The sequence below is a fragment of the Vibrio sp. SCSIO 43140 genome (genome assembly GCF_023716585.1).
Taxonomy (GTDB): Bacteria; Pseudomonadota; Gammaproteobacteria; order Enterobacterales; family Vibrionaceae; genus Vibrio; species Vibrio maritimus_B.
The window spans coordinates 694,014-717,657 of sequence record NZ_CP071850.1 but is presented as its reverse complement, the minus strand read 5'-3'; the positions used below and the strand labels follow the sequence as shown (position 1 = coordinate 717,657).

Genomic DNA, 23,644 nt, shown 5'->3' with positions numbered 1-23,644 from the left:
GCTTAACTTAATCAAGCCCTTAGTTCCGATATAGTCAGTCAAGCCACGCAGAAAGCGAGCCAATCATCGTCAAGTATCGGTCAGACATTAGGTGACAAGAAGACACTTGGTGCTTTCGGTGCTGGCGCCGTGGGTGGTGGATTGCTTGGTATGCTTATGGGCTCTAAGAAAACCAAGAAGATGGGTAAAACTGCCCTTGGCGTCGGTGGTGCTGCCGCCCTTGGCGCACTCGCATACAAGCTGTATAACGACTACAACAAAGATAACAACCAGCCATCAGACTCCGACCCAACGTTATCGTCACCAGCAAACTTTTCTCAATCTAGTCAACATGATGAATCAGTGCTCAAAGCCATGATTGCAGCGGCTAAAGCCGATGGTCATATTGATGAACAAGAAATGGCCAAGATTGAGCAAGCATTAACACAAATTAATGCCGACAGTTCTGTTCGGCAATTGATTCAAGCTGAGATAGCTAAGCCACTTGATCCGGCCGAAATTGCTCGACTTGCGGTATCACCAGAGCACGCAACGGAAATCTATTTAGCAAGCCTGTTAGTCGCCGATGAGCAGAATTTTATGGAAAAGGCGTATTTGAAAGAGTTGGCAACCCGGCTTGGGTTAGAGGATGGGTTGGTCGAGCAACTAAACGCTCAGGTAAGTCAGTAGTATTGAATCGATAATGCGTTCCTAGGGTTTGCCCTAGGAACCACCATCAGAGCGAACGAGATTACTCTTCGTTTTCTGCTGCTGCCGCTGCTGCTTTCGCTGCGCGTGCTTCCGCTTTACGCTCATTGCGCTTTGCTTGGTTTTCGATAAAACCAGCGAGCTCTTTCTCCGCCCACGCTTGAGCCAACTCTTGGCTCTCAAAGCCCATCTCACGCTTAGACACAACCGTGCGACGAGAAGTCACTTGACGAATGATCTCTGCAGACCAGCCGTTACGCTTTTCCGTTAGACGGAAAGTAAATTTTTTATTTTCAGACATTTATGTATTTCCTAAAGACTTTGTTAAGGGATATTCCAGCAATGTAATGCTGGCCATCCCTAAGCCAGCGCGGTATTAGAACACAAATCGAGCGCTGACGCTCAGAGTTTTTATAAGAAAAAGTCCCCAGTGTTTCCACTGAGGACTTCATTAACTATTGGGTTGTAACCTTTGAGGCAGTTGCCTTGGTCGATTACTTACCAACGTTCACGCGAGCGTTGCGGAACATGCGCATCCAAGCACTGTCTTCACCCCAAGACTCTGGCGCCCAAGAGTTAGCAACCGTACGGAATACACGCTCTGGGTGCGGCATCATGATAGTCACACGACCGTCACGAGTCGTTAGACCTGTGATTGCGTTTGGCGAACCGTTCGGGTTGTTTGGATACTGCTGCGTTGGGTTACCGTTGTTATCAACGTAACGCACTGCTACCGTACCTGAAGCTTCAATCGCATTTAGGTGGTCAGTGTCGCGAACCTCTACGCGGCCTTCACCGTGAGAAACTGCGATTGGCATACGAGAACCTTCCATGCCATCGAAGAAGATAGAGTCAGACTTCTGAACTTCTACTAGGCTAAAGCGAGCTTCAAAACGCTCAGATTCGTTACGAACGAAGCGTGGCCATAGGTCTGCTCCTGGGATCAGCTCTTTTAGGTTCGATAGCATCTGACAGCCGTTACACACACCTAGTGAGAAGGTGTCTTCGCGGTGGAAGAAGCTCTGGAACTGGTCACGCGCCTGGTCGTTGAACAGGATAGACTTCGCCCAACCTTCACCCGCACCTAAAACGTCACCGTAAGAGAAACCACCACAAGCCACAAGGCCTTGGTATTCTTCTAGAACTGCTTGGCCCGTCAGGATGTCGCTCATGTGGATGTCTGTTGCTTCAAAGCCAGCACGGTCAAACGCTGCTGCCATTTCAACGTGAGAGTTAACACCTTGCTCACGAAGAATTGCCATCTTAGGCTTAGCACCCGTTGCGATGTATGGCGCTGCAACGTCTTCTTTAACGTCGAAGCTCAGTTTCACGTTTAGACCTGGGTCAGAGTTGTCTTTCTTCGCTTCGTGCTCTTGGTCTGCACACGCAGAGTTGTCACGTAGAGACTGCATCTTGTGCGTAGTTTCCGCCCAGATAGTACGTAGCTCTGTACGAGAGCGCTCAATAACAACCGCATCACCAGAGGTGATAACGAAGTCGTCAGACGCTTCAACGCTGCCGATTACGTGAGAGCATGCTTCTAGGCCGTTCGCCGCTAGAACCGCCTTCACTGCTTCTAGGTCGTCATTCTTAACCTGAACAACCGCACCTAGCTCTTCGTTAAATAGTGCTGCAAGAGTATCTTCGCCGTTCTCTGAAGAAGACAGGCCTGCGATGTCTGCTTTCACGCCACAGTGACCTGCAAATGCCATTTCAGCAAGCGTGACGAATAGACCGCCATCGCCTTTATCGTGGTAAGCCACTAGCTTGTCATCACGAACAAGGGTTTGCATCGCATCGAAGAAGCCTTTTAGCTGCTCTGCGTTATCGACGTCTGCTGGCTTATCACCAAGCTGCTTGTAAACCTGTGCCAATGCCGTTGCACCTAGACGGTTTTTGCCGTTACCAAGGTCAACAAGAACCAGTGACGATTCGCCTTTGTCAGTGCGAAGCTGCGGCGTAACCGTCTTACGAACGTCTTCCACACGACCAAATGCAGTGATAACCAGTGAAAGTGGCGACGTGACTTCTTTGTCTTCACCGTTCTCGTTCCACTTAGTCTTCATCGACATTGAGTCTTTACCTACTGGAATCGTTAGACCCAGTGCTGGACATAGCTCTTCACCTACCGCTTTCACCGCTTCGTAAAGACCTGCATCTTCACCTGGGTGACCTGCTGGAGACATCCAGTTAGCTGATAGCTTAATACGCTTAATATCACCGATGTCTGTCGCTGCGATGTTAGTCAGAGACTCACCTACCGCTAGACGAGCAGAAGCGCCAAAGTCTAGAAGAGCAACTGGTGTGCGCTCACCCATAGACATCGCTTCTCCGTGGTAAGTATCGTAGCTCGCTGCCGTTACGGCGCAGTTTGCTACCGGTACCTGCCAAGGGCCAACCATCTGGTCACGAGCAACAAGACCTGTAACCGTGCGGTCACCGATGGTGATTAGGAATGTTTTCTCTGCAACTGTTGGTAGACGAAGAACGCGGTCAACCGCATCGTTCATTTCAATGCCTTCACGAGAGATCGCAGGGCTGTCTACTTTCAGTGTTTTCGCGTCACGGTGCATCTTCGGCGTTTTGCCAAGAAGGATGTCCATCGGCATGTCGATTGGCGTGTTGTCGAAGTGTGAATCTTCAAGTTTCAGTTCACGCTCTTCTGTTGCCACACCTACTACTGCGTATGGTGCGCGCTCACGCTTACAGATAGCATCGAATGCTTCCATGTTCTCTGGCGCTACCGCCATTACATAGCGCTCTTGAGATTCGTTACACCAGATCTCAAGTGGGCTCATGCCTGGCTCATCGTTTGGTACGTCGCGTAGCTGGAAGATACCGCCGCGTTCACCGTCATCAACAAGCTCAGGAAGTGCGTTTGAGATACCGCCCGCACCCACATCGTGGATAAATGCGATTGGGTTGTCTTCACCTAGCTGCCAGCAGCGGTCGATCACTTCTTGACAGCGGCGCTCCATCTCTGGGTTTTCACGCTGCACTGAAGCAAAGTCTAGGTCTTCTGCAGACTGACCAGACGCCATAGAAGACGCTGCGCCGCCGCCAAGACCGATGTTCATTGCAGGACCACCAAGTACGATTAGGCTTGCACCTACTGGGATCTCTTTCTTCTGAACGTGCTCGTCACGGATGTTACCCATACCACCAGCAATCATGATTGGCTTGTGGTAACCACGCACTTCTTCACCTGCGTGAGACGTAACCTTCTCTTCGTAAGTACGGAAGTAACCTAGTAGGTTTGGACGACCAAATTCGTTGTTAAATGCCGCGCCACCTAGTGGACCTTCTAGCATGATATCTAGGGCGTTAACGATACGGCCTGGCTTACCAAAGTCGGTTTCCCAAGGCTGTTCGAAGCCAGGAATGCGAAGGTTAGACGTTGTGAAACCAACAAGACCTGCTTTTGGCTTACCGCCAATACCTGTTGCGCCTTCATCACGAATTTCACCGCCACTACCTGTCGATGCACCCGGCCATGGAGAAATCGCTGTTGGGTGGTTGTGTGTTTCCACCTTCATTAGGATGTGCGCTTTCTCGTGGTTGTAGCCGTATTGACGTGTTTTTGGATCTGGGAAGAAGCGACCTACTTCAGAGCCTTCCATAACCGCTGCATTATCTTTGTAAGCAGACAGAACGTGCTCAGGTGTCGTTTCGAATGTGTTTTTGATCATCTTGAACAGCGATTTGTCTTGCTTAACGCCGTCGATAGTCCAATCTGCGTTGAAGATCTTGTGACGACAGTGCTCAGAGTTCGCCTGTGCAAACATCATCAGCTCGATGTCTGTTGGGTTGCGCTCTAGCTTAGTCACAAAGCTTTCAACTAGGTAATCAATTTCATCTTCTGCAAGTGCAAGACCAAGCGTCACGTTCGCTTCTTCTAGTGCTTTGCGACCGCCAGTTAATAGATCAACATCAGCAACCGGTGCTGGCTCTGCGACTTGGAACAGCGCTGCCGCTGATTCGAAGTCAGAGAAAACCACTTCCATCATGCGGTCGTGGATCACGGCTTTAAGCTCAACAAGTTGAAGCTCAGTCAGTTCGCTTGATGTCTCTACATAGTAAGCAGTACCGCGCTCTAGACGAGTCACTTTGTCTAGGCCACAGTTGTTCGCAATATCCGTAGATTTAGAAGACCATGGCGAGATAGTACCAGGGCGAGGTGTCACTAGTAGCAGTGTGCCAGTTGGCTCGTGCTCTTCGATAGTTGGACCGTAAGTCAGCAACTTCTCTAATTTTTCAACTTCAGACTCATCCAGGTCTGCCGTTAGGTCGGCAAAGTGGGCAAACTCAGCGTAAATACCTGTTACTGGTAGGTTTAGTTCACGACAAAGCTCTAGTAGCTTGTTAACACGAAACTCAGAAAGAGCTGGGGAACCACGCAAAATTCTCATGTGCTTAGGTCTCTTATGCAGTTGATTTAGGTGAAATTCTTATAAATTCAATCAGTTAATAGTAAAAACTGAACTTATAACGATTTCTCCTACCTTGATGCGGCGGTATTATAGAGGATTTTTTTTTGTGACGTAAGCGTTGGCGCAAACGTTTTCGTCATTTTTTTTTGTTTTGCCGAAATACGCTAGAGATCGGTGATAAAGTGACCACTCTCGGGTGTTTCTGCTATCTCGCTTTGCCAAGGACCTCAGCTTTGGTATAAAGACAGCACTAACGTTGTGAGATCTATGAATTAATGCAAAGTCTTTCTGCTGCTCGCTGGCCTAATCGTCGCTGGTTAAAATTGCTATCTGTATGCCTTTTCTCAATCGGGTTGGCTGGCTGCCAAATCGATTCTGATCCAAAAAGTGAACTCGAAAACATCAAAGAACGCGGTGTACTTCGCGTAGGTACACTCAATAATCAGCTCTCTTACTATATCGGTCCTGATGGTCCTACTGGCCTCGATTATGAATTAGCCAGACAGTTTGCAGACGCATTGGGCGTTCGTTTAGAGATGAAACCTGCTTATCGTCAAGCAAGCCTATTCCCTGCTCTGCAAAAGGGTGAGATCGATATTATTGCGGCTGGACTTAGTCAGTCTCCAGAGCGCATTCAAGGCTTTCGCGCTGGGCCCGCTTACTACTATGTCAGTCAACAGGTCGTCTATAAGAAAGGCCAGTGGCGTCCGCGTAACCTTGAGCAACTCCTCAACAACCAGCAAGAGTTAATCGATCAAGCTGATGGTGAAGAGGTGTTTGCGATTGTCAAAGACTCACACTTTGAAAAGACCATGGCAACGGTGACCGAAGAACATCCAGAGATCCGCTATTACATCGACGCGAATGCTGACGTCAACGACCTGCTGAAACAAGTCTCCGAGGGTAAACTGAAATTCACCATGGCGGACTCTGTTGAGCTTTCTCTGTCACAGCGCATCTATCCCGACCTGGCCCTCGCCTTTGAGATGACTGAAGATCAGCCAATCTCTTGGTACATGCGTAAATCAGAAGATGAAAGCCTGTATGCCTTGCTTATTGAGTTCTTTGGGCAACTTAAACAGACAGGGGATCTAGCAAACCTAGAAGAAAAGTATCTAGGTCATATCGGCGTATTTGATTATGTGGATACCCGCGCCTTTATCCGAGCGCTCGATAGTAAGCTACCTAAATGGTCACCACTATTTAAAAAGTACTCCAAAGAGTTTGACTGGCGTTTGATTGCCGCTTTGGCGTACCAAGAGTCACATTGGAATCCAGTCGCAAAATCACCAACCGGTGTACGCGGGATGATGATGCTGACATTACCGACTGCCAAAAGCGTTAACGTGACCAATCGACTCGACCCTGAACAGTCTGTGCGTGGTGGTGTGGAATACCTACGCCGAATTGTTGATCGCGTGCCTGACTCAATCAGTGAGCACGAAAAAATCTGGTTTGCCCTCGCTTCCTACAATGTTGGTTTCGGCCACATGATGGATGCAAGACGCCTGACAAAACGCCAAGGTGGCGATCCAGATGCGTGGGCGGATGTGAAAGATCGTTTACCGCTGCTGCGCCAAAAGAAGTTTTACAGTCAGACTCGCTATGGCTACGCGCGAGGCGATGAAGCCCGCAACTACGTGGAAAACATTCGTCGTTACTATCAAAGCATCATTGGTCATGTCGATAAACAGCTCGCTGCGCAAGCTGAGGAAGAACTCAGTACCGAAGACTTGATCGTGATTCCACCGCTACCACCTGTGTCAGGCGCGGTTTCTAGCGCAGAGGCAACCATCAGTGCCGCGCAATCTACAGAAATACCCGCCGTTGGTGGCAATACAGGTCGCTAACTATCACTCTCTTTCAAGTGTGCGAAATCTAGTTCACTTCGCACACTTGAAATCCGACCACTGAGCCCTTACATTACTGTTTGAGACTAGAGGAGACGATCGTCCTGATCCCTCGACTTTTCTCATCTGGCAGGTACGTCCGTACCATCCACAAACTGTGCATACTTTTTCAGCGGCTCTAGTCAAGAGTAGAAAAAGTGTGTGTTGGACTCCGACATCGATCCATTGATAAGGACATCTAGTACGTCATTAAGCGTATAGAGTTAGATCGGAGAGGTTTACCAGTAGTGAAAGGAGGTAGTTTTATGCTTGCAAGGAAACGAAAGCAATCTAAACACCTTAATAAGACGGTGGCAGCAAACCGCCGCAAACGTAAGATGGCTAACAATAAGAAGAAAGTTATTTGGCGTCATCGCGCGTTTATGCAGCTTCTATCTTCATAGATAGCGAGCAGCAACAGCAAAGACAGCAAGCATCTGCGATGCAGATGTTTGCTAAATATCCTACCTAGTTACACCAATCTTCAAAATTCTATCTATTTCAATTCTGGGTGCTATTCCAACTCTAGACGCTGTTTTTAATCTAGGTGCTATTCTGATTCTGAACGCCTGGCTTGTTTTGCCGCTTTAATCTCTTTGCGGCGGCGCTTAAAGAATGCTTGCAACTGATGACGGCACTCTTGCTCCATCAGCCCTGATTCTAAATCGGCATAATGATAAGACGCTTGACTCTCAAATAGATTGAGCACTGTGCCAGCTGCTCCTGCTTTTAAATCTGGCGCACCAAACACCACCCGCTTTACTCGGCTGTGCAGCAAGGCTCCTGCGCACATAGGGCAAGGCTCCAGGGTGACATACAACGTGGTATCAAGCAGTCGATAGTTTTCTAACACTTGTCCAGCTTTGCGTATCACCTGCATTTCGGCGTGCGCGCTGGCATCGTGAGCACCAATAGACTGATTCCATCCTTCAGCGACCACTTCACCATCTTTGACAAGCACCGCTCCGACGGGGACTTCTCCCTCTTGCTCTGCGTGAGAGGCAAGCTCCATTGCACGTTGCATGAAGGCATAGTCTTGTTCGCTGAAAACGTGTTCTGTCGTAGTCGCTGGCGATGTTGGTTTATCGGTCATGAGGCTCTCGGTTTAATGCTTCAGATAAATAGTCGATCAAGGTTCTTATTTTAGACGTTAGCATGCGGTTTTGAGGATAGAGTGCCCAGATACCCTCTTGATCCCCACGGTATGGTGTTAATACTTCCACCAGCTCACCCGTCTCCAAATAAGGCTGCACATAATAGTCGGGAAGCTGCACAATTCCCAATCCTTTTAGTGCGGCATCAACCAGAGCGTAGCCGCTATTGCATTGCACCCTGCCATCAACATGAATCAGTCTTTCTGCCCCTTTGTCTTCAAACCGCCAGTATTTGGTTGACCCGCGAAGGCACTGATGGCGTTTTAATTCCGAAAGTGTATGAGGCTCACCGTGCTTGGCCAGATAGTCTGGACTTGCACAAACGAACATATGTCGATCCAACAGTTTGCGCGCCATCATACTAGAGTCATCAAGCTTGCCTAGCCTTACCGCAAGATCATAACCCTCTTGAACCAGATCCATCTTTTGGTTAGATAACACCAAATCCAACTCAATCTGAGGGTACTGCAGTAGAAACTCATGCATCAGCGGAGCCAACACCTGCTCTCCAAAGGTGACTGGCGCGGTCATCTTAATCCGCCCAGTAGGACTGGCTTGCAGCTGTGTGATAGCGAGCTCCGCTAACATGAGCCCTTCTACAAGTGGCTTACAGTGCTGATAATAGGTTGCTCCAACCTCTGTGACCGAGACCTTTCTGGTCGTGCGAACGAACAACTTCACCGCTAACTTGTCTTCTAACGCCGTGACTCTGCGGCTGATATTGGCAACAGAGGTCGACAGTCGCTCTGCTGCGGCCGTAAAACTCTGCGTCTCTACGACCGCAACAAACTCATTAATACCTTCCCAGTTCGCCATAGACCAATCTCACTATTACAAATCAGTAATAGTGTATTTCAAATTCTCGTAATTATCATTTTTTAAGAAACAAATATACTGCTTGTCATTCGATGCAAACGGAGTGAAGTGAACTAACCTTATTGAGTTAGCCGTTTGTGTTCTTACGTATAGATTCGTGACCTTGCAATCATGACCTTGAAATCATGACCTTGAAAGAATAAGGAAAAACCATGACTGAACAATTTATCAAATCACGCGCAGCTGTCGCTTGGGGTCCAAACCAACCACTAAAAATGGAAGAAGTCGACGTCATGCTGCCAAAGGCAGGTGAAGTATTGGTGAAAATCGTGGCGACTGGTGTTTGCCACACTGATGCATTTACCCTCTCCGGTGACGATCCAGAAGGTATCTTCCCAAGTATTCTTGGTCACGAGGGTGGCGGTATTGTTGAGATGGTTGGTGAAGGCGTAACGAGTGTTGAGGTGGGTGACCATGTTATCCCACTGTACACAGCGGAATGTGGCGAATGTAAATTCTGTAAGTCGGGTAAAACTAACCTGTGCCAGGCGGTTCGTGAAACCCAAGGTAAAGGTCTAATGCCAGATGGTACGACTCGCTTCTACAAAGATGGTCAGCCGATTTATCACTATATGGGCTGCTCTACGTTCTCTGAGTACACCGTACTGCCTGAGATTTCACTGGCTAAAGTGAACAAAGAAGCCCCACTTGAAGAAGTGTGTCTACTTGGCTGTGGTGTAACAACGGGCATGGGCGCAGTACTTAACACAGCTAAAGTTGAGAAAGGCGATACCGTTGCTATCTTCGGTCTTGGTGGTATCGGTTTGTCTGCCATCATTGGCGCTCGCATGGCTGGCGCAAGCAAAATCATTGGTGTAGACATCAACGAAAGCAAGTTCGAGCTTGCTCAGCAACTTGGCGCAACAGACGTGATTAACCCACAGAAGTTTGATAAGCCAATTCAAGATGTGATCATCGAGATGACTGACGGTGGTGTGGATTACTCGTTCGAGTGTATCGGTAACGTCAACGTGATGCGCCAAGCACTTGAGTGCTGCCACAAAGGTTGGGGTGAGTCTGTCATCATTGGTGTTGCAGGTGCAGGTCAAGAGATCTCCACTCGTCCATTCCAACTTGTTACTGGCCGCGTATGGCGTGGTAGTGCATTTGGTGGCGTTAAAGGTCGCAGTGAGCTTCCCGAGATCGTTGAACGCTACATGGCAGGTGAGTTTGGGCTACAAGAGTTTATCACTCACACTATGCCTCTTGATGAGATCAACGAAGCGTTCGAGCTTATGCACAAAGGCGAAAGTATCCGCAGCGTAATTCACTACTAAGATCCAGCTTAGGGCTCTGTATACAGAGCCCTTCTTTCATTTAGGTTGATAGAATGACAATAGAAAACCTCAGCCAAGCAAAAGTATTTGGCGGCTGGCATAAGCAATACCAACATACCTCAAGCGCTCTAAATTGCTCGATGCGCTTTGCAATTTACTTACCGCCAGAGGCGAGTGCCGACAATCCAGTCCCAGTGCTTTATTGGCTATCAGGCTTAACCTGTACCGATGAGAATTTCATGCAAAAAGCAGGCGCTTTTCGCGCTGCTGCTAAGCTTGGTATTGCCATCGTTGCACCGGATACCAGCCCTCGTGGAGAAGGCGTGCCGGATGACCCAGACGGTGCCTACGATTTTGGTCTCGGTGCTGGCTTCTATGTGAATGCCACCCAAGCTCCTTGGAATAAACACTATCAGATGTACAGCTACATCGTAGAGGAATTGCCAAAGCTAGTCGAAGAGCACTTCCCTGTAACAAGCGTGCGCTCCATATCAGGACACAGCATGGGCGGACACGGCGCACTGACTATTGGTCTTAAGAACAGTGACCGCTACCGTTCGATATCTGCATTTAGTCCGATCAGCAATCCGATGAACTGTCCTTGGGGACAAAAAGCGCTGAGCCATTACCTTGGCAACAATACAGAACAATGGAAGCAATACGATAGTGTCGAGCTTCTGAAAAGTGCCCAAGCTACCCTGCCGATTTTAGTCGATCAAGGTGAAGACGACGGATTTTTGCAAGAGCAACTCAAGCCTGAACTGCTACTAGCTGCGGCGGAAAGCTCAGGCAGTGATGTAAAACTTCGCATGCAGCCAGGCTACGATCACAGCTACTTCTTTATCCAAAGCTTCATCGATGATCACTTACGCTTTCACGCCGGATTCTTAAAAGACTAGTTTTCAGCTTGAGAAACTAAAACCGAGAGCGACAAAACAAAAAGCCCGCCAAGGCAATCATACCTGGCGGGCTTTTTTAGTCTCTTACGACAACTTACATAGTGTAAGTGTATGGCGCTTGGATACCTAGTGGGATACCTAGAGCCCAGTAAGCTAGCAAGAAGATAGTCCAACCAATCAGCATTGCGATTGAGAATGGCATCATTAGAGAAGCTAGCGTACCGATACCAGTAGACTTCACATAGCGTTGGCAGTAAACCACAACCAGTGGGAAGAATACCATTAGAGGTGAGATGATGTTCGATACAGAGTCACCAACACGGTAAGCTGCTTGAGATAGCTCAGGAGAGATACCAACAGCCATTAGCATTGGAACTAGGATTGGACCAATCAGTGCCCACTTCGCTGATGCAGAGCCAACCAGTAGGTTAACAAATGCAGTTAGCAGAATCATACCAACGATCGTTGCCTGACCTGGCAGGTTCATCGCTTTCAGACCTTCTGCACCGTAAAGTGCCAGCATAGTACCTATGTTTGACTGACCAAACGCCGCAAGGAACTGTGCACAGAAGAACGACATTACAATGTATGCGCCCATGGTAGACATGGTCGTACCCATCGCTTTAATGACATCGTCGCTGTTCTTAAACGTGCCAGATACACGGCCGTATACGTAGCCAGGAATGATAAACAGGATGAAGATAAGTGGAACGATAGACTGCATCAGTGGTGCAGAGAACGCTGTGATCTCACCCTCTGGAGAGCGAAGTGCTGATGATTCTGGAATGATTGCAGCAATAAGCAGTGCAATACCCGCCATCATAGCCCAACCTGCCGCGCGGAACGCTTTAGATTCAGTTTCAGTGAACGTACCTAGATCTGGTGCTTCTTCTGCATCTTCATCAATTGGCGTGTTCGCTAGGCGTGGCTCAATGATTTTCTCAGTAACATACCAACCGATAGCAACGATGATCACAGAAGAAAGACCTGTGAAGAAGATGTTTGCTAGTGGGTTAACAATGTATTCTGGGTCTAGAACCTGCGCAGATGTTTGCGTGAAACCAGCAAGTAGTGGGTCAATACCAGATGGGATGAAGTTTGCAGAGAAGCCGCCTGATACACCAGCAAACGCTGCTGCAATACCCGCAAGTGGGTGACGACCTGCCGCGTGGAAAATGATACCACCTAGAGGAATAACTAGAACATAGCCTGCATCCGCTGCTGTGTGAGAAACGATAGCAACAAGAATCAGCATAGGTGTTAGAAGTTTCGCTGGCGTGAAGTTCAGCATCTTCTTAAGACCAGTAGTGATGAAGCCTGAAGAATCAGCAACACCAACACCCAGCATCGCAACCAATACGATACCTAGAGGCGCAAAACCAGTGAAGGTTGTGACCATGTTAGCAAGGAAACTAGCCAGAGCTTGACCCGTTAGAAGGTTAGTTACTTCTAATGGCGCGTCTGTACGTGGGTTAATCAGGTCGAAACTGACATTTGATAAAAGTGCTGATGCAACCCAAACAATAACGAGAGCCCAGAAAAATAAGATAGCAGGATCTGGGATCTTGTTACCCGCTTTCTCAATAAAGTTTAAAAAGCGATCCATTCCAGTCGGCTTTGGAGCTGGCGCTTGATTAATCGATTGGTTACTCATGGTAACTCCGTGTGTGTGATGTTGTTATTTGTGAATCTCAAGGCAAGTTTCACTGTGACATAAAATCTGCGTGACCATTCTATTTAAAAAACATGAAAAGAGTAGATAATTTGGAACTTTTTCCATATTTGTAGACTTATTTTGCAAAAATTACCGATTATCATAACATTTAACCAACAACAATTAGCACAATAGCAAAACAATTATCTAACTAGCACGCAAAATGCCCGATGATATAAAGATAGCTTATAATTTCACCGCATTCTAAAAGCTAACGCTGTGCATCACTTGGCAAGCACTGTTAAAAAGAGGGTAATATGCAATGAAAACAGATAGTTGACACTAGAAATCGCACAGAGAGAACGATTCCAATAGTTTGAAGATACAGCAACCCGTTGCGATGCTCTGAATGTTAATCAAATTCACTAAAACGAGAGATCTGCGTCGTTAACGATAGGTTTTGTGATTGCCCTAGCCTATCGCTCCAAGACACATTCACGACAACGGTTTTGACATTCCCATCCATGGTGACTGCGGGTACTGTCCAGGTCAGAAAATAGGGAGCGCGTAGCTCTGAGCCATCAATAATATCGGCATCAAAATCTGCCACCACCATGGAGGAGTCTGCGCTGTTTGCCCCACGAGTACGAAACCACTCCAACCTTGCCTCTGCCAAACCAAGGGCCTGAATACTGCTGTAGGCATAATCGGAGCGCTGCTCGATGAAGGTTTGCATTTTGACAAGCCCTAGCGCCCCGACTCCAACGAGACACATGGCAATCATCACCTCGATTAAGCTAAAACCACGCTGATTAGAAGTCACGCCATGCTCCCTTTTTCCAGGTAAATAGAGAGGTGGTGGCTTGTGCTTGGCGAATGACATCTCGATTGTAGTGAAAGGAAAGTGAATCTCTAAATAGAGAGACATGGCTTGAGTCGGGGTAATCATAAAAGACACCACCAGTGATGCTAAAACTTCCGCCCTGGTAATACGCGGCTAAACCATAGTCATCAGGAAAATGAGCCACCGCACTATCCGCTAGATCGAGCGTTTTCCAGGCTTCTTCAGATGGTGAAAAGTCATAATTAAAATGAAAAACCACGCCATCGAGCGTCGATGCGCCTTGAAGCGCAAAAAGCCCATCATGTACGACTAGAGTGATTGCTTTTTTCTCGAGTCCTGGGGGGTTGAGTGCCGACTTTATTGCGGCAAGCTCTGTAGAAGAGATAACGCATGAACCTTCAACCCAGAGTTTTCGCGCATCCGCCTCGAGCTGCTCAATGATCGCTGCACCGCAGTTTTTTGCCCCTAGCTGTTCTCCTGCTAAATCAATAATATGGAAATCTCCACTGTCTCTCACAGAGTCATGATACTGAGGCTCGACGCCGAAAAAATCCTTGAAGATATTAAGCTCCGAATCTTTCTTGAAATCACTTAACAGGCATTGAGGTTGCGAGTCAGACGAACAACTGCCATCCACTACCGTTTTCTCAACACAATCTTTATCATTGTGCTCAAAGTCCTGATAGGGCAAATTGCCATGAACGACACCACTATTGGTAATCGATGCGTTAGCGGTAAATCGTCCACCAAACCTCACAGCCGTACAATCCCACTTTCCATCTTCAAGTTTTGAGCCAGGGTCCGGTGTGGTGATATTCACAGCACTCTTTGCCACAAAGCTTCCACTACTTTGCAGCGCACCAGACTGCAGGTTGGAGCTTGAAGGGATAAAACGCCGACTCACTACATGAGACCCCGCTTTAGCAGAAAGGATGATCTCTTGCGTCGATTCGTCCAAAGTAAAACTAGGGACAATCTCTATACCAGCATCACATGTGGTTACGATCTCTGGCATCGTTAATGTTGGGATAAACTGTGCTAGTCCACATTCAACTCCCCCTTCAGCCTGCCAGTAGGCTTTTCTCGACTCGACTTCATTTTGCGCACGTTTTATCTCGTAGAGTGCAGCTCTATAAGCGCCCATAGTGATAATGAGTCCAACGACAAGTAACAGCCCTGTAGTCATTAGGGTGACGACTCCCGACTGCTTCATCATTGCCCATTCCTCACTAAAAACTGTCGAGTGAGCGTGCTGGAAATGCTCTCGTTTTGTCGTAGCTGCGCTTCGATGGTCATCGCAATAAACTGATGGGAGGCGTTATCGCTCGCGACTAGATTGCTCTGTAAGGAAAACGAAATAACATGAATGAGGTTTGCCTCAAATATGGACGTGCAACCAGAAGCTTGTGAGAATGAAGTCGCCTTGGCGCCACTCGCAACACTGGTTTTCTCTCGGCATATCGCAAGCCTTCCCCTTTGCCAGTCGTGCTGCCAAACCACATTTTCCAGCGGTGCCTGACCTCTATCATCTCGATACGCATATTGAGCAACTGAGCCACTCTGAGAGATAAAAATGGTTCCTTGTGACCCAAAAGCCACTAAGCTTTCATCTTTGACGCCATCGTAGCCTGCTCGAATCATGTCGTTTTGAATCCGCCTCGCGGTGGTTGCCAACGCTTGATTCAAAAGCAGCAGTTGAGATCGCTGAGAAGCGTGACTTTGAACGGAAACATAGAGGGAACCGACAAGGGATATCAGCAGAATGCCTGCCGCTGATGCAACCAGCATCTCAATAAGAGCAATGCCTTTTTGCCTTCTCACCTTAGCAAGCCCCCAGACCAAACTCAGCGCCATGTTGACAGGCACGTACCCGACCAGAGTTCGCATCTGTCACGATTTTGGCGAAGCCCTCACTATGGGGATAGGGTTTTATGGTGATATTGCCCGCCGCTCGAGCCGCACCTGTAATGTGGTCAACCTTAACTTGCTTTCCATTGTAGTTGACCTCTAGCGTGATGCCGTCAAAAGGCGCGCCAGAGAGCGTAAACAACCTATCCGTATCTGCACTGTTTAAGCTCTCGCTGTTGGCCACAACGGCGCTCCAATCACCATTTGAAGCGCCTTCAGGTAGCCCTTCAAAATGCAGCCAAAGCGGCTGATTGCGCAGTATGGATTCTGCTTGTGTCTGCACAATGATGCCGTAAAGTTCTAAAACTGCTCGCTCTACTTTGTTGGTCTTAGCGGTATTGGTAAACGCTGGCACCATTGCCATTAAAATAATGCCAGAGATGACGATGGTGATGATCAATTCCAAAAAGGTAAAGCCGCGAACCATTTCCCAAATACCTATGAAACAAATAACAAACAATCCAATCTACTTGCCTTAATCCTAGCAGCAGGCAAAACTCGAAAAGTCTTTTAAAATAGGCAGTTGGATTGACTTAATAGAATGCGATGCAAACAAGGTAATCACAGGCAGCTAGGTTTGACACTGATCGAGTTATTGATCGCCTTAGCCATACTAGGGATTTTAACCTCAATCGCTTATCCCAATTATCACCAACACATTAGGGAAAGCTATAGAATGGTAGCCCTAGGTGACCTGATGGAGATGCAGCTCGAGTTAGAACGTACTTACAATGCAGGCTATAAGTTTGAAGCGGTGATTTCTGGAGGGGTCTGTTCGGTGTGCGAGTCGTCACTCGATCGTTACCAATTTGAGGTTGTCAGTAGTGCCGCAGCGACTTACACCATCAAAGCCATCGCACAAACGACGACGCGACAAACCGACGATACCTGCCTTGGTGCTGATAAGGCAATGACCATCGACTCCAAAGGCAATGTATCACCTATCGATTGCTGGTAGAGCACACCACTACTTTATTCGTGCCCGAAATGTAAACAGCCCGCGATAACTTGAGTTATCGCGGGCTGTTGATTAAATCATAAACGAGTTAAGGGCTTAGCTCGTTAGATCATCAAAAAACTTCTTCACACCATTGAAGAACCCTTCTGACTTAGGCTTGTGCGTGTTCGCTGCTTCACCGCCACATGACTCTTCAAACTCATGCAGAAGCTCTTTCTGACGCGCGCTTAGCTTAACAGGCGTTTCTACCACAAGCTTAACGATGAGGTCACCCACACCGCCGCCACGAACGCCTTTCACGCCTTTGCCACGCATGCGGAACATACGACCTGTCTGGGTCTCTTCTGGCACTTTCAGGCTTACACGACCGTCTAGTGTTGGAACTTCCACTTCGCCACCCAGCGCTGCTTGAGCAAAGCTCACTGGCACTTCACAGTACAGGTTGTTGCCTTCGCGCTCAAAGATGTGGTGCTCTTTCACATGCACTTGTACATACAAGTCACCGGCTGGTGCACCATGCTCTCCCGCTTCGCCTTCGCCAGATAGACGAATACGATCACCAGTATCGACACCAGCTGGGATCTTAACGTTAAGTGTCTTCGTCTTCTGTACGCGGCCTTGACCATGACAGCTGTTACATGGGTCTTTAATGATCTTACCGGTACCGCTACAAGTCGGACAGGTTTGCTGAACCGCAAAGAAGCCTTGGCGCATTTGAACTTGGCCGTGACCATGACAGGTGCCACAGGTTTGTGGTGAAGAGCCTTTCTTCGAGCCAGAGCCGTCACACGTCTCACACTCCACCAGCGTTGGGACTTCAATCTCTTTTGAAATACCGCGAACCGCTTCTTCTAGCGTTAGCTCCATGTTGTAGCGTAAGTCTGCACCGCGCTGTGCACGATGGCCACCGCCGCCACGACGACCGCCACCAAAGATATCACCAAATACGTCACCGAAGATGTCACCGAAATCAGCACCGCCGCCGCCGAAGCCGCCGCCACCCATGCCACCTTGTTCAAAGGCTGCGTGACCGTATTGGTCATACGCCGCTTTCTTTTGAGGCTCAGTTAGGATCTCGTACGCTTCTTTTACTTCTTTAAACTTCTCAGCCGCCGTCTCATCACCTTGGTTTCTATCTGGGTGATACTTCATCGCAAGACGTTTATACGCCTTCTTGATGTCGCGCTCTGATGCGTCACGATCAACGCCTAATACTTCGTAAAAATCACGTTTTGACATATTGCTTGTTACCAATTACTTCGACAAACAGCCCGACGCTGTTTGGGGATTGTATCGTTCTAGATAAAGATTGGTGTCCTTATCTAGAGCGACATGACTCTCGTAAACTCACTGTTTACAAATTTGCGGGCGTAAAGGTTACCCCAAACGCCCGCATAAATCACTTTTCGAGAATCCAGTTCACTCAATTCTCTAAGCTAGAAGGCTCAAGCTCAAGGAGATGACGCTCAGTTTACCTACTCTTCTAAGAGAAAGGGCAAATGAGCATCACCGACGCCGAGATTGGGTCTTCTAGCGACGAGAATTATTTTTTCTCGTCTTTTACTTCTTCGAACTCAGCATCAACAACATCGTCGTCTTGCTTAGGCTGTTCGCCAGCTTCAGCGCCTGCACCTTGTGCTTGAGCTTGCTGCTGTGCGATTTCCATTAGCTTCTGAGCCGCTGCCATTAGCGCTTGAACTTTCGCGTCAATCGCTTCCTTGTCTTCACCTTTGCGAGCTTCTTCTAGCTCAGTGATTGCAGCTTCGATCTTCTCTTTCTCTTCTGCAGGTAGCGCTTCACCAGCTTCTTCTACTTGCTTACGAGTACCGTGAATCATTTGGTCTGCTTGGTTACGTGCAGCTGCTAGCTCTTCGAACTTCTTGTCCGCTTCTTTGTTAGCTTCTGCTTCTTGAACCATTTTCTCGATGTCTTCATCGCTCAGACCGCCAGACGCTTGGATAGTGATCTTCTGCTCTTTACCTGTCGACTTGTCTTTCGCAGATACGTGTAGGATACCGTCCGCATCTAGGTCGAAAGTCACTTCGATTTGAGGCATACCACGAGGTGCAGCTTGAATGCCTTCTAGGTTGAATTGACCTAGAGACTTGTTGTACATCGCTTGCTTACGCTCACCTTGAAGAACGTGGATAGTTACCGCGTTCTGGTTGTCTTCTGCTGTAGAGAAAACTTGGTTCGCTTTCGTTGGGATAGTGGTGTTCTTCTCAACTAGCTTAGTCATTACGCCGCCCATAGTCTCGATACCTAGAGACAGAGGAGTAACGTCTAGTAGAAGTACGTCTTTCACATCACCCGCTAGTACACCACCTTGAACTGCAGCACCCATTGCAACTGCTTCGTCTGGGTTCACGTCACGGCGAGCTTCTTTACCGAAGAACTCAGCCACTTTCGCTTGAACCATAGGCATACGTGTTTGACCACCAACTAGGATTACGTCGTTGATGTCGCTTACTGATAGGTCTGCATCTGCTAGAGCAACTTTTAGTGGTTCAAGAGAACGTTGTACTAGATCTTCAACTAGAGATTCTAGTTTCGCACGAGTCACTTTTACGTTCATGTGCTTAGGACCAGTTGCATCTGCAGTCACGTAAGGTAGGTTTACGTCAGTTTGAGAAGTAGAAGAAAGCTCGATCTTCGCTTTTTCTGCTGCTTCTTTAACACGCTGCATTGCTAGTGGGTCGTTCTTAAGATCGATGCCTTGCTCTTTCTTGAACTCTTCAACTAGGTAGTTGATCATGCGGTTATCGAAGTCTTCACCACCAAGGTGCGTGTCACCGTTAGTTGCTAGAACTTCAAATGTCTTTTCGCCTTCAACTTCGTCAATCTCGATGATAGAGATATCGAATGTACCACCACCAAGGTCGTAAACTGCGATAGTGCGGTCGCCGCCTTTCTTGTCTAGACCGTAAGCAAGTGCTGCTGCTGTTGGTTCGTTGATGATACGTTTAACTTCTAGACCTGCGATACGACCAGCATCTTTCGTTGCTTGACGCTGCGCATCGTTAAAGTAAGCAGGAACTGTGATAACTGCACCAGTTACTTCCTCACCTAGGAAGTCTTCAGCAGTTTTCTTCATCTTCTTAAGTACTTCAGCAGATACTTGAGGAGCAGCCATTTGCTGGCCTTTCGCTTCTACCCATGCATCACCGTTGTCAGCCTTAACGATTTTGTAAGGCATGATTTCGATATCGCGCTGAACTTCTTCGTCTTCAAAACGACGACCGATAAGACGCTTAATTGCAAATAGCGTGTTCTCTGGGTTTGTAACTGCTTGACGTTTCGCAGGTTGACCTACTAGCGTTTCGCCGTCTGTGTAAGCGATAACCGATGCGGTTGTACGCTCACCTTCAGCATTTTCGATTACGCGTGGTTTGTCGCCGTCTAGCACAGCAACACAAGAGTTAGTAGTACCTAAGTCAATACCAATGATTTTACCCATCAGGCTATCTCCGAATAATTCTATTGTTTCGTTTGCTGCCTCAGTGTGAGGCTGAGAGCCGACAAATTGTCCGCTCGCAATAGGTTTGTTTTCTGTATGACCCTTAGATAAGGGCGTCAAAATGCTTTTCAAGGGAAAAAGTGAAAAAATTTTAAGTTTTTTCTTCTCCGATGGGGCATCACCGCCTACCTTGGACGTTATTCAACCTACGCCAAGTGTTTGAGAAATAAAAAAGCGGAGCCAAATGGGCTCCGCTTTTCTTCTCTAATGATTTTTTTGGCGATTAAGCACGACTCTCAGCGAGTGTCGCTTCGCTCTCTTGAGCTTCTGGCGCACCAAGCTCGCCTTCGCTACCCGCTACAATCGTGTTCACGGCGGTATCACCTACTACGTTAGAGCTTGTACAGAACATATCGTTAATACGGTCAACGGCAGCAACTATAGCCAAACCCTCTGGTGGCAAACCTAGTTGATGAAGGATAACGCCAATCATCACGACACCACCGCCTGGGACGCCACCAGCACCGATAGAAAGAAGCAATACTGTAAAGCCTAGAGTAAACAGATCGCCCATTTGGATTGGCTGACCAAAGGCATTGGCAATGAAAATCGTCGCGATAGCGATGTAGATAGAAGCACCTGCCATGTTCATGGTCGCGCCCAGAGGCACACCAAAGCCAGCTACGGACTTAGAGACACCAATCTTGTCTGTCAGAGTGCGCATAGTCACTGGAATCGTCGCGTTAGAGCTTGCTGTTGATAGTGAGAACAGCACCTGCTCACGAGTCGCGCGAATAAACTGTGCTGGCGTCATCTTAGTTGTTGCGCCGACCATGATTGGGTACACAACGAAGATCCATAGCACAAGGATACCAACCACCAAGGCAACATAGCCAGCTACGGATGCCAATGTATTAGCATTTAGCGTTGCGCCAAGCTGAATCATAAGTGCGAATACACCGTACGGAGCTAGGCTCATGACAAGACCGATTAGCTTCATCATCACGTCGTTAGCGACTTTGAATGCATTGATTGCCGGACCACCTTTCTTATCCAGGGCTTGGATCGCCAGACCTGTTAGGATCGCCATAAAGATAATTTGTAGCATGTCGCCATTTGCAAACGCTTGAATTGGGTTGCTTGGGACAATGTTCGTGATCATCGAGAAGATGTCTGGCGTCGTTGTAGAGGTGATCTCCACTGCTTCGGCAACTGTGCCGCCTAAATTAGCACCAGCACCTGGCTGTACAATCATACCAATCGCAAGAGCAAAGGTGATCGCAATAACGGTGTTAAGAATATAAAGCGCAAAAGTTTTGCCGCCAAGGCGACCGAAAGAGTTGATGTCTTTAAGTTCTACAATACCGCACACGATAGATACGTAGACCAGCGGTACAACTAAAAGCTTGATAAGTGAGACGAACATGCCGCCAACGCCTTCTGCCAAACCTAATAGGTATTGGTCAAAAATGCTAACACCCGCGAACAAGTATTGAATCGCCGTACCAATCAAAAGGCCAGCAAATAGACCTATAAAGATCTTTTGGGATAGTGATTTATTCATTCATAAACTCCAGAATGTTGTGTTTAGTCCCTGCGTTTTTATAGTTATTTGCTTTCTTATTTGTAGAAAGCTCAGGGGATATTACAGATCTAAAGCTAGAATGAAAGCATAAATTTTACATTTCGTTATCCAAATTTTAAAGTTTATAACTCTGTTTTTATCTACAAAACTAGATTATTAAACCAAAAAAAATGAAGCCCATAAGGCTTCATTTTATAGATTTGGGAAAGTTGCTGGGATAAACCTCTAGTGTCAACCCCTAGAAACTTTCTGTTATTTTGACACCATAACCATTGCTGGTCGGATGACGCGTCCGTTGAGTTCATAACCCTTTTGCATAACAAACATGACAGTGTTTGGCTCGTGGTCAGCACTTTCCTGAATAGACATCGCTTGATGCTGTTCAGGATTAAACGCTTCACCTTCTGGGTTGATCTCTTTCAGACCGAACTTAGCGACAACATCAACGAATGTCTTGTGCGTCATTTCAACGCCTTCAACGATCGGTTTAACCACTTCGTTTTCAGCATCCGCTGCCGCGATAGCGCGCTCAAGGTTATCAATCACTGGCAATAGTTCTTCAGCAAATTTGTTAAGCGCGTACTTACGAGCTTTATCAATTTCTTGCTCTGTGCGACGACGCATGTTCTCAACGTCAGCTTTCGCACGAAGAACAGAATCTTGCTGCTCTTTTACTTTTGCTTCGCTAGATAGCAGGGCTGCTTCTAGCTGAGCAATTTTAGCTTCTTGAATGTCTTGCTCGGATTCTTCGTTCCATTCCACGTCAGCGTCAGAACCAACCACTTCTGCATCTTCCTGTTTTGCTTCCGCTTCTTGGGTGTTTAGCTCTTCTTGATTTACCTTGTTTTCTTCGTTGCTCATGGTCTCTCCGGAATACTCGATTCAAGGCAATGCATAATACGACTCACCCACAATTCTTAGGAACAAAATCGCACCAAACACTGCATATATACATACTTTGGGTATATTATGGGGATGAAGATTTGTGATTCAAGCACTAATAGTTTGGAAGTGATATGAAAAAACCTTTTGAGGTGATCGCCATCATAGGCAAACCTCGAGCCCAACAAGCCATTCAAACCCATAAAGAGTTGTTTCAATGGCTAACCTCTAAAGGCTATAAGGTCTTGGTGGATGACAGATTAATCGACATTCTGGTCGATATACCAAGACAACATTTTTTCAGCCTAGTGCGAATTGGTCGCGAAGCAGATCTCGCTATTGTTGTTGGTGGCGATGGAAATATGCTTGGTGCAGCCAGAGTCCTATCACGTTTTGAAGTTGCCGTTATCGGCGTTAACCGCGGCAACCTCGGCTTCCTAACGGATCTTAACCCTGAGGGATTTGAGACGGCGTTAGAAGCGGTACTTCACGGTGAATACTTGGAGGAGAAACGCTTCTTGCTCGAAGCAGAGATCCACAGGCACGGTCAAATCAAAAGCCACAACGCCGCCTTAAATGAGGCAGTCCTCCACCCCGGACAAGTGGCGCACATGATTGAGTTTGAGGTCTATATCGACGACTCCTTTGCTTTCAGCTTGCGCTCTGATGGTCTCATCGTATCAACACCCACAGGGTCTACCGCGTATTCCCTCTCAGGTGGTGGTCCAATCCTATCTTCTCAGCTCAATGCCATCTCTTTGGTGCCTATGTTCCCACATACGCTATCGAGCCGCCCGCTTGTAGTTGATGGAAATTGTCGCATAAAGCTCGTTGTCTCTCCTGACAACCGAGGAACGCAAGAGGTGAGCTGTGATGGACAAATCTCGCTGCCCGTCTCTCCTGGTGACGAAATTCACATCTATCAGAGCCCAAACATACTCAAGCTCATCCATCCTAAGGACTATAGCTATTACCATGTTCTCCGGAACAAGCTCGGTTGGTCTAGTAAACTTTTTTAGAACAATCATATAGACAGCCTCAACATCACCGTTGAGGCTTTGTTTCTTCTTCTCGACGTCCTTTTTGCTCAAAAAACTTACAACAGTGCGTCGTGTCACATAAAAATTTACCTGTACAACTTTAC

General features: G+C 47.5%; 20 protein-coding genes. 7 read left to right on the top strand and 13 right to left on the bottom strand.

Annotated features, from left to right (window positions below):
• Nucleotides 1-30: 30 nt before the first annotated feature.
• A complete protein-coding gene (locus J4N45_RS03465) occupies nucleotides 31-669 on the top strand; it encodes a tellurite resistance TerB family protein (protein WP_252014648.1) in 639 nt (212 codons plus the stop codon).
• A 61-nt stretch (nucleotides 670-730) separates the two neighbouring features.
• On the opposite strand, the gene J4N45_RS03460 is transcribed toward J4N45_RS03465, so the two are convergent.
• Both J4N45_RS03460 and purL read right to left on the bottom strand, forming a co-directional pair.
• The gene (locus tag J4N45_RS03460; protein ID WP_042476333.1) at nucleotides 731-988 is read right to left on the bottom strand and encodes a DUF3622 domain-containing protein; all 258 of its coding nucleotides are present in this window, start codon (nucleotides 986-988) and stop codon (nucleotides 731-733) included.
• A gap of 193 nt (nucleotides 989-1,181) precedes the next feature.
• A complete protein-coding gene (gene purL, locus J4N45_RS03455; protein WP_252013671.1) occupies nucleotides 1,182-5,096 on the bottom strand; it encodes a phosphoribosylformylglycinamidine synthase in 3,915 nt (1,304 codons plus the stop codon).
• Nucleotides 5,097-5,392: 296 nt separating this feature from the next.
• Here purL and mltF point away from each other — a divergent pair, with 296 nt between their 5' ends.
• Together mltF and J4N45_RS03445 are read left to right on the top strand one after the other, a co-directional pair.
• Nucleotides 5,393-6,967 carry a membrane-bound lytic murein transglycosylase MltF gene (gene mltF, locus J4N45_RS03450; protein WP_234494403.1) on the top strand — a complete coding sequence of 525 codons (1,575 nt, stop codon included), beginning with the start codon at nucleotides 5,393-5,395 and terminating at the stop codon, nucleotides 6,965-6,967.
• 305 nt (nucleotides 6,968-7,272) lie between these two features.
• Nucleotides 7,273-7,410, top strand: a complete 138-nt coding sequence (locus J4N45_RS03445; protein WP_197058801.1) for a hypothetical protein — start codon at nucleotides 7,273-7,275, stop codon at nucleotides 7,408-7,410.
• A gap of 146 nt (nucleotides 7,411-7,556) precedes the next feature.
• Here J4N45_RS03445 and tadA read toward each other — a convergent pair whose 3' ends face one another.
• On the bottom strand, nucleotides 7,557-8,099 hold the full coding sequence (tadA, locus tag J4N45_RS03440) for a tRNA adenosine(34) deaminase TadA (RefSeq protein WP_252013670.1): 543 nt from the start codon (nucleotides 8,097-8,099) through the stop codon (nucleotides 7,557-7,559).
• The gene (locus J4N45_RS03435; RefSeq protein ID WP_234494405.1) at nucleotides 8,089-8,976 is read right to left on the bottom strand and encodes a LysR family transcriptional regulator; all 888 of its coding nucleotides are present in this window, start codon (nucleotides 8,974-8,976) and stop codon (nucleotides 8,089-8,091) included. Before J4N45_RS03435 ends, tadA begins: the two co-directional genes overlap by 11 nt.
• Before the next feature lie 212 nt (nucleotides 8,977-9,188).
• Here J4N45_RS03435 and J4N45_RS03430 point away from each other — a divergent pair, with 212 nt between their 5' ends.
• Complete coding sequence (locus J4N45_RS03430; protein WP_252013669.1) at nucleotides 9,189-10,313, top strand: S-(hydroxymethyl)glutathione dehydrogenase/class III alcohol dehydrogenase; 1,125 nt, start codon at nucleotides 9,189-9,191, stop codon at nucleotides 10,311-10,313.
• A 53-nt stretch (nucleotides 10,314-10,366) separates the two neighbouring features.
• Nucleotides 10,367-11,212, top strand: a complete 846-nt coding sequence (fghA, locus tag J4N45_RS03425) for an S-formylglutathione hydrolase (RefSeq protein WP_252013668.1) — start codon at nucleotides 10,367-10,369, stop codon at nucleotides 11,210-11,212.
• 94 nt (nucleotides 11,213-11,306) lie between these two features.
• Here the strand turns inward: fghA and J4N45_RS03420 are convergent, their stop codons facing one another.
• From J4N45_RS03420 to J4N45_RS03400, 5 genes are all read right to left on the bottom strand, one after another.
• Nucleotides 11,307-12,866, bottom strand: a complete 1,560-nt coding sequence (locus J4N45_RS03420; protein WP_234494407.1) for an AbgT family transporter — start codon at nucleotides 12,864-12,866, stop codon at nucleotides 11,307-11,309.
• 412 nt (nucleotides 12,867-13,278) lie between these two features.
• Complete coding sequence (locus J4N45_RS03415; protein WP_252013667.1) at nucleotides 13,279-13,689, bottom strand: type IV pilus modification PilV family protein; 411 nt, start codon at nucleotides 13,687-13,689, stop codon at nucleotides 13,279-13,281.
• The gene (locus J4N45_RS03410) at nucleotides 13,679-14,926 is read right to left on the bottom strand and encodes a hypothetical protein (protein WP_252013666.1); all 1,248 of its coding nucleotides are present in this window, start codon (nucleotides 14,924-14,926) and stop codon (nucleotides 13,679-13,681) included. Before J4N45_RS03410 ends, J4N45_RS03415 begins: the two co-directional genes overlap by 11 nt.
• Nucleotides 14,923-15,564, bottom strand: coding sequence for a PilW family protein (locus J4N45_RS03405; RefSeq protein WP_252013665.1), 642 nt, complete (start codon nucleotides 15,562-15,564; stop codon nucleotides 14,923-14,925). Before J4N45_RS03405 ends, J4N45_RS03410 begins: the two co-directional genes overlap by 4 nt.
• On the bottom strand, nucleotides 15,533-16,045 hold the full coding sequence (locus J4N45_RS03400; protein WP_252013664.1) for a GspH/FimT family pseudopilin: 513 nt from the start codon (nucleotides 16,043-16,045) through the stop codon (nucleotides 15,533-15,535). Before J4N45_RS03400 ends, J4N45_RS03405 begins: the two co-directional genes overlap by 32 nt.
• A 114-nt stretch (nucleotides 16,046-16,159) precedes the next feature.
• Here J4N45_RS03400 and J4N45_RS03395 point away from each other — a divergent pair, with 114 nt between their 5' ends.
• Complete coding sequence (locus J4N45_RS03395) at nucleotides 16,160-16,576, top strand: type IV pilin protein (RefSeq protein WP_252013663.1); 417 nt, start codon at nucleotides 16,160-16,162, stop codon at nucleotides 16,574-16,576.
• A gap of 96 nt (nucleotides 16,577-16,672) precedes the next feature.
• On the opposite strand, the gene dnaJ is transcribed toward J4N45_RS03395, so the two are convergent.
• From dnaJ to grpE, 4 genes are all read right to left on the bottom strand, one after another.
• Nucleotides 16,673-17,815 (bottom strand): molecular chaperone DnaJ, encoded by a 1,143-nt coding sequence (gene dnaJ, locus J4N45_RS03390; RefSeq protein ID WP_042476312.1) that lies wholly within the window; start codon nucleotides 17,813-17,815, stop codon nucleotides 16,673-16,675.
• A gap of 304 nt (nucleotides 17,816-18,119) precedes the next feature.
• Complete coding sequence (gene dnaK, locus J4N45_RS03385; RefSeq protein ID WP_006072514.1) at nucleotides 18,120-20,033, bottom strand: molecular chaperone DnaK; 1,914 nt, start codon at nucleotides 20,031-20,033, stop codon at nucleotides 18,120-18,122.
• A gap of 283 nt (nucleotides 20,034-20,316) precedes the next feature.
• Nucleotides 20,317-21,597: a dicarboxylate/amino acid:cation symporter gene (locus J4N45_RS03380; RefSeq protein WP_234494414.1), complete on the bottom strand. Its 1,281-nt coding sequence runs from the start codon at nucleotides 21,595-21,597 to the stop codon at nucleotides 20,317-20,319.
• Nucleotides 21,598-21,870: 273 nt separating this feature from the next.
• The gene (gene grpE, locus J4N45_RS03375) at nucleotides 21,871-22,479 is read right to left on the bottom strand and encodes a nucleotide exchange factor GrpE (protein ID WP_042476307.1); all 609 of its coding nucleotides are present in this window, start codon (nucleotides 22,477-22,479) and stop codon (nucleotides 21,871-21,873) included.
• A gap of 155 nt (nucleotides 22,480-22,634) precedes the next feature.
• Between grpE and nadK the strand changes: the two genes are divergently transcribed.
• Nucleotides 22,635-23,519, top strand: coding sequence for an NAD(+) kinase (gene nadK, locus J4N45_RS03370; protein ID WP_252013662.1), 885 nt, complete (start codon nucleotides 22,635-22,637; stop codon nucleotides 23,517-23,519).
• Nucleotides 23,520-23,644: the final 125 nt, after the last annotated feature.

What these genes read in the sequence shown, in the direction of transcription:
- J4N45_RS03460 (WP_042476333.1), bottom strand. Translation starts at nt 988, where the DNA reads ATGTCTGAAAATAAAAAATTTACTTTCCGTCTAACGGAAAAGCGTAAC.
- purL (WP_252013671.1), bottom strand. Translation starts at nt 5,096, where the DNA reads ATGAGAATTTTGCGTGGTTCCCCAGCTCTTTCTGAGTTTCGTGTTAAC.
- mltF (WP_234494403.1), top strand. Translation starts at nt 5,393, where the DNA reads ATGCAAAGTCTTTCTGCTGCTCGCTGGCCTAATCGTCGCTGGTTAAAA.
- J4N45_RS03445 (WP_197058801.1), top strand. Translation starts at nt 7,273, where the DNA reads ATGCTTGCAAGGAAACGAAAGCAATCTAAACACCTTAATAAGACGGTG.
- tadA (WP_252013670.1), bottom strand. Translation starts at nt 8,099, where the DNA reads ATGACCGATAAACCAACATCGCCAGCGACTACGACAGAACACGTTTTC.
- J4N45_RS03435 (WP_234494405.1), bottom strand. Translation starts at nt 8,976, where the DNA reads ATGGCGAACTGGGAAGGTATTAATGAGTTTGTTGCGGTCGTAGAGACG.
- J4N45_RS03430 (WP_252013669.1), top strand. Translation starts at nt 9,189, where the DNA reads ATGACTGAACAATTTATCAAATCACGCGCAGCTGTCGCTTGGGGTCCA.
- fghA (WP_252013668.1), top strand. Translation starts at nt 10,367, where the DNA reads ATGACAATAGAAAACCTCAGCCAAGCAAAAGTATTTGGCGGCTGGCAT.
- J4N45_RS03420 (WP_234494407.1), bottom strand. Translation starts at nt 12,866, where the DNA reads ATGAGTAACCAATCGATTAATCAAGCGCCAGCTCCAAAGCCGACTGGA.
- J4N45_RS03410 (WP_252013666.1), bottom strand. Translation starts at nt 14,926, where the DNA reads ATGATGAAGCAGTCGGGAGTCGTCACCCTAATGACTACAGGGCTGTTA.
- J4N45_RS03405 (WP_252013665.1), bottom strand. Translation starts at nt 15,564, where the DNA reads ATGGCGCTGAGTTTGGTCTGGGGGCTTGCTAAGGTGAGAAGGCAAAAA.
- J4N45_RS03400 (WP_252013664.1), bottom strand. Translation starts at nt 16,045, where the DNA reads ATGGTTCGCGGCTTTACCTTTTTGGAATTGATCATCACCATCGTCATC.
- J4N45_RS03395 (WP_252013663.1), top strand. Translation starts at nt 16,160, where the DNA reads ATGCGATGCAAACAAGGTAATCACAGGCAGCTAGGTTTGACACTGATC.
- dnaJ (WP_042476312.1), bottom strand. Translation starts at nt 17,815, where the DNA reads ATGTCAAAACGTGATTTTTACGAAGTATTAGGCGTTGATCGTGACGCA.
- dnaK (WP_006072514.1), bottom strand. Translation starts at nt 20,033, where the DNA reads ATGGGTAAAATCATTGGTATTGACTTAGGTACTACTAACTCTTGTGTT.
- J4N45_RS03380 (WP_234494414.1), bottom strand. Translation starts at nt 21,597, where the DNA reads ATGAATAAATCACTATCCCAAAAGATCTTTATAGGTCTATTTGCTGGC.
- grpE (WP_042476307.1), bottom strand. Translation starts at nt 22,479, where the DNA reads ATGAGCAACGAAGAAAACAAGGTAAATCAAGAAGAGCTAAACACCCAA.
- nadK (WP_252013662.1), top strand. Translation starts at nt 22,635, where the DNA reads ATGAAAAAACCTTTTGAGGTGATCGCCATCATAGGCAAACCTCGAGCC.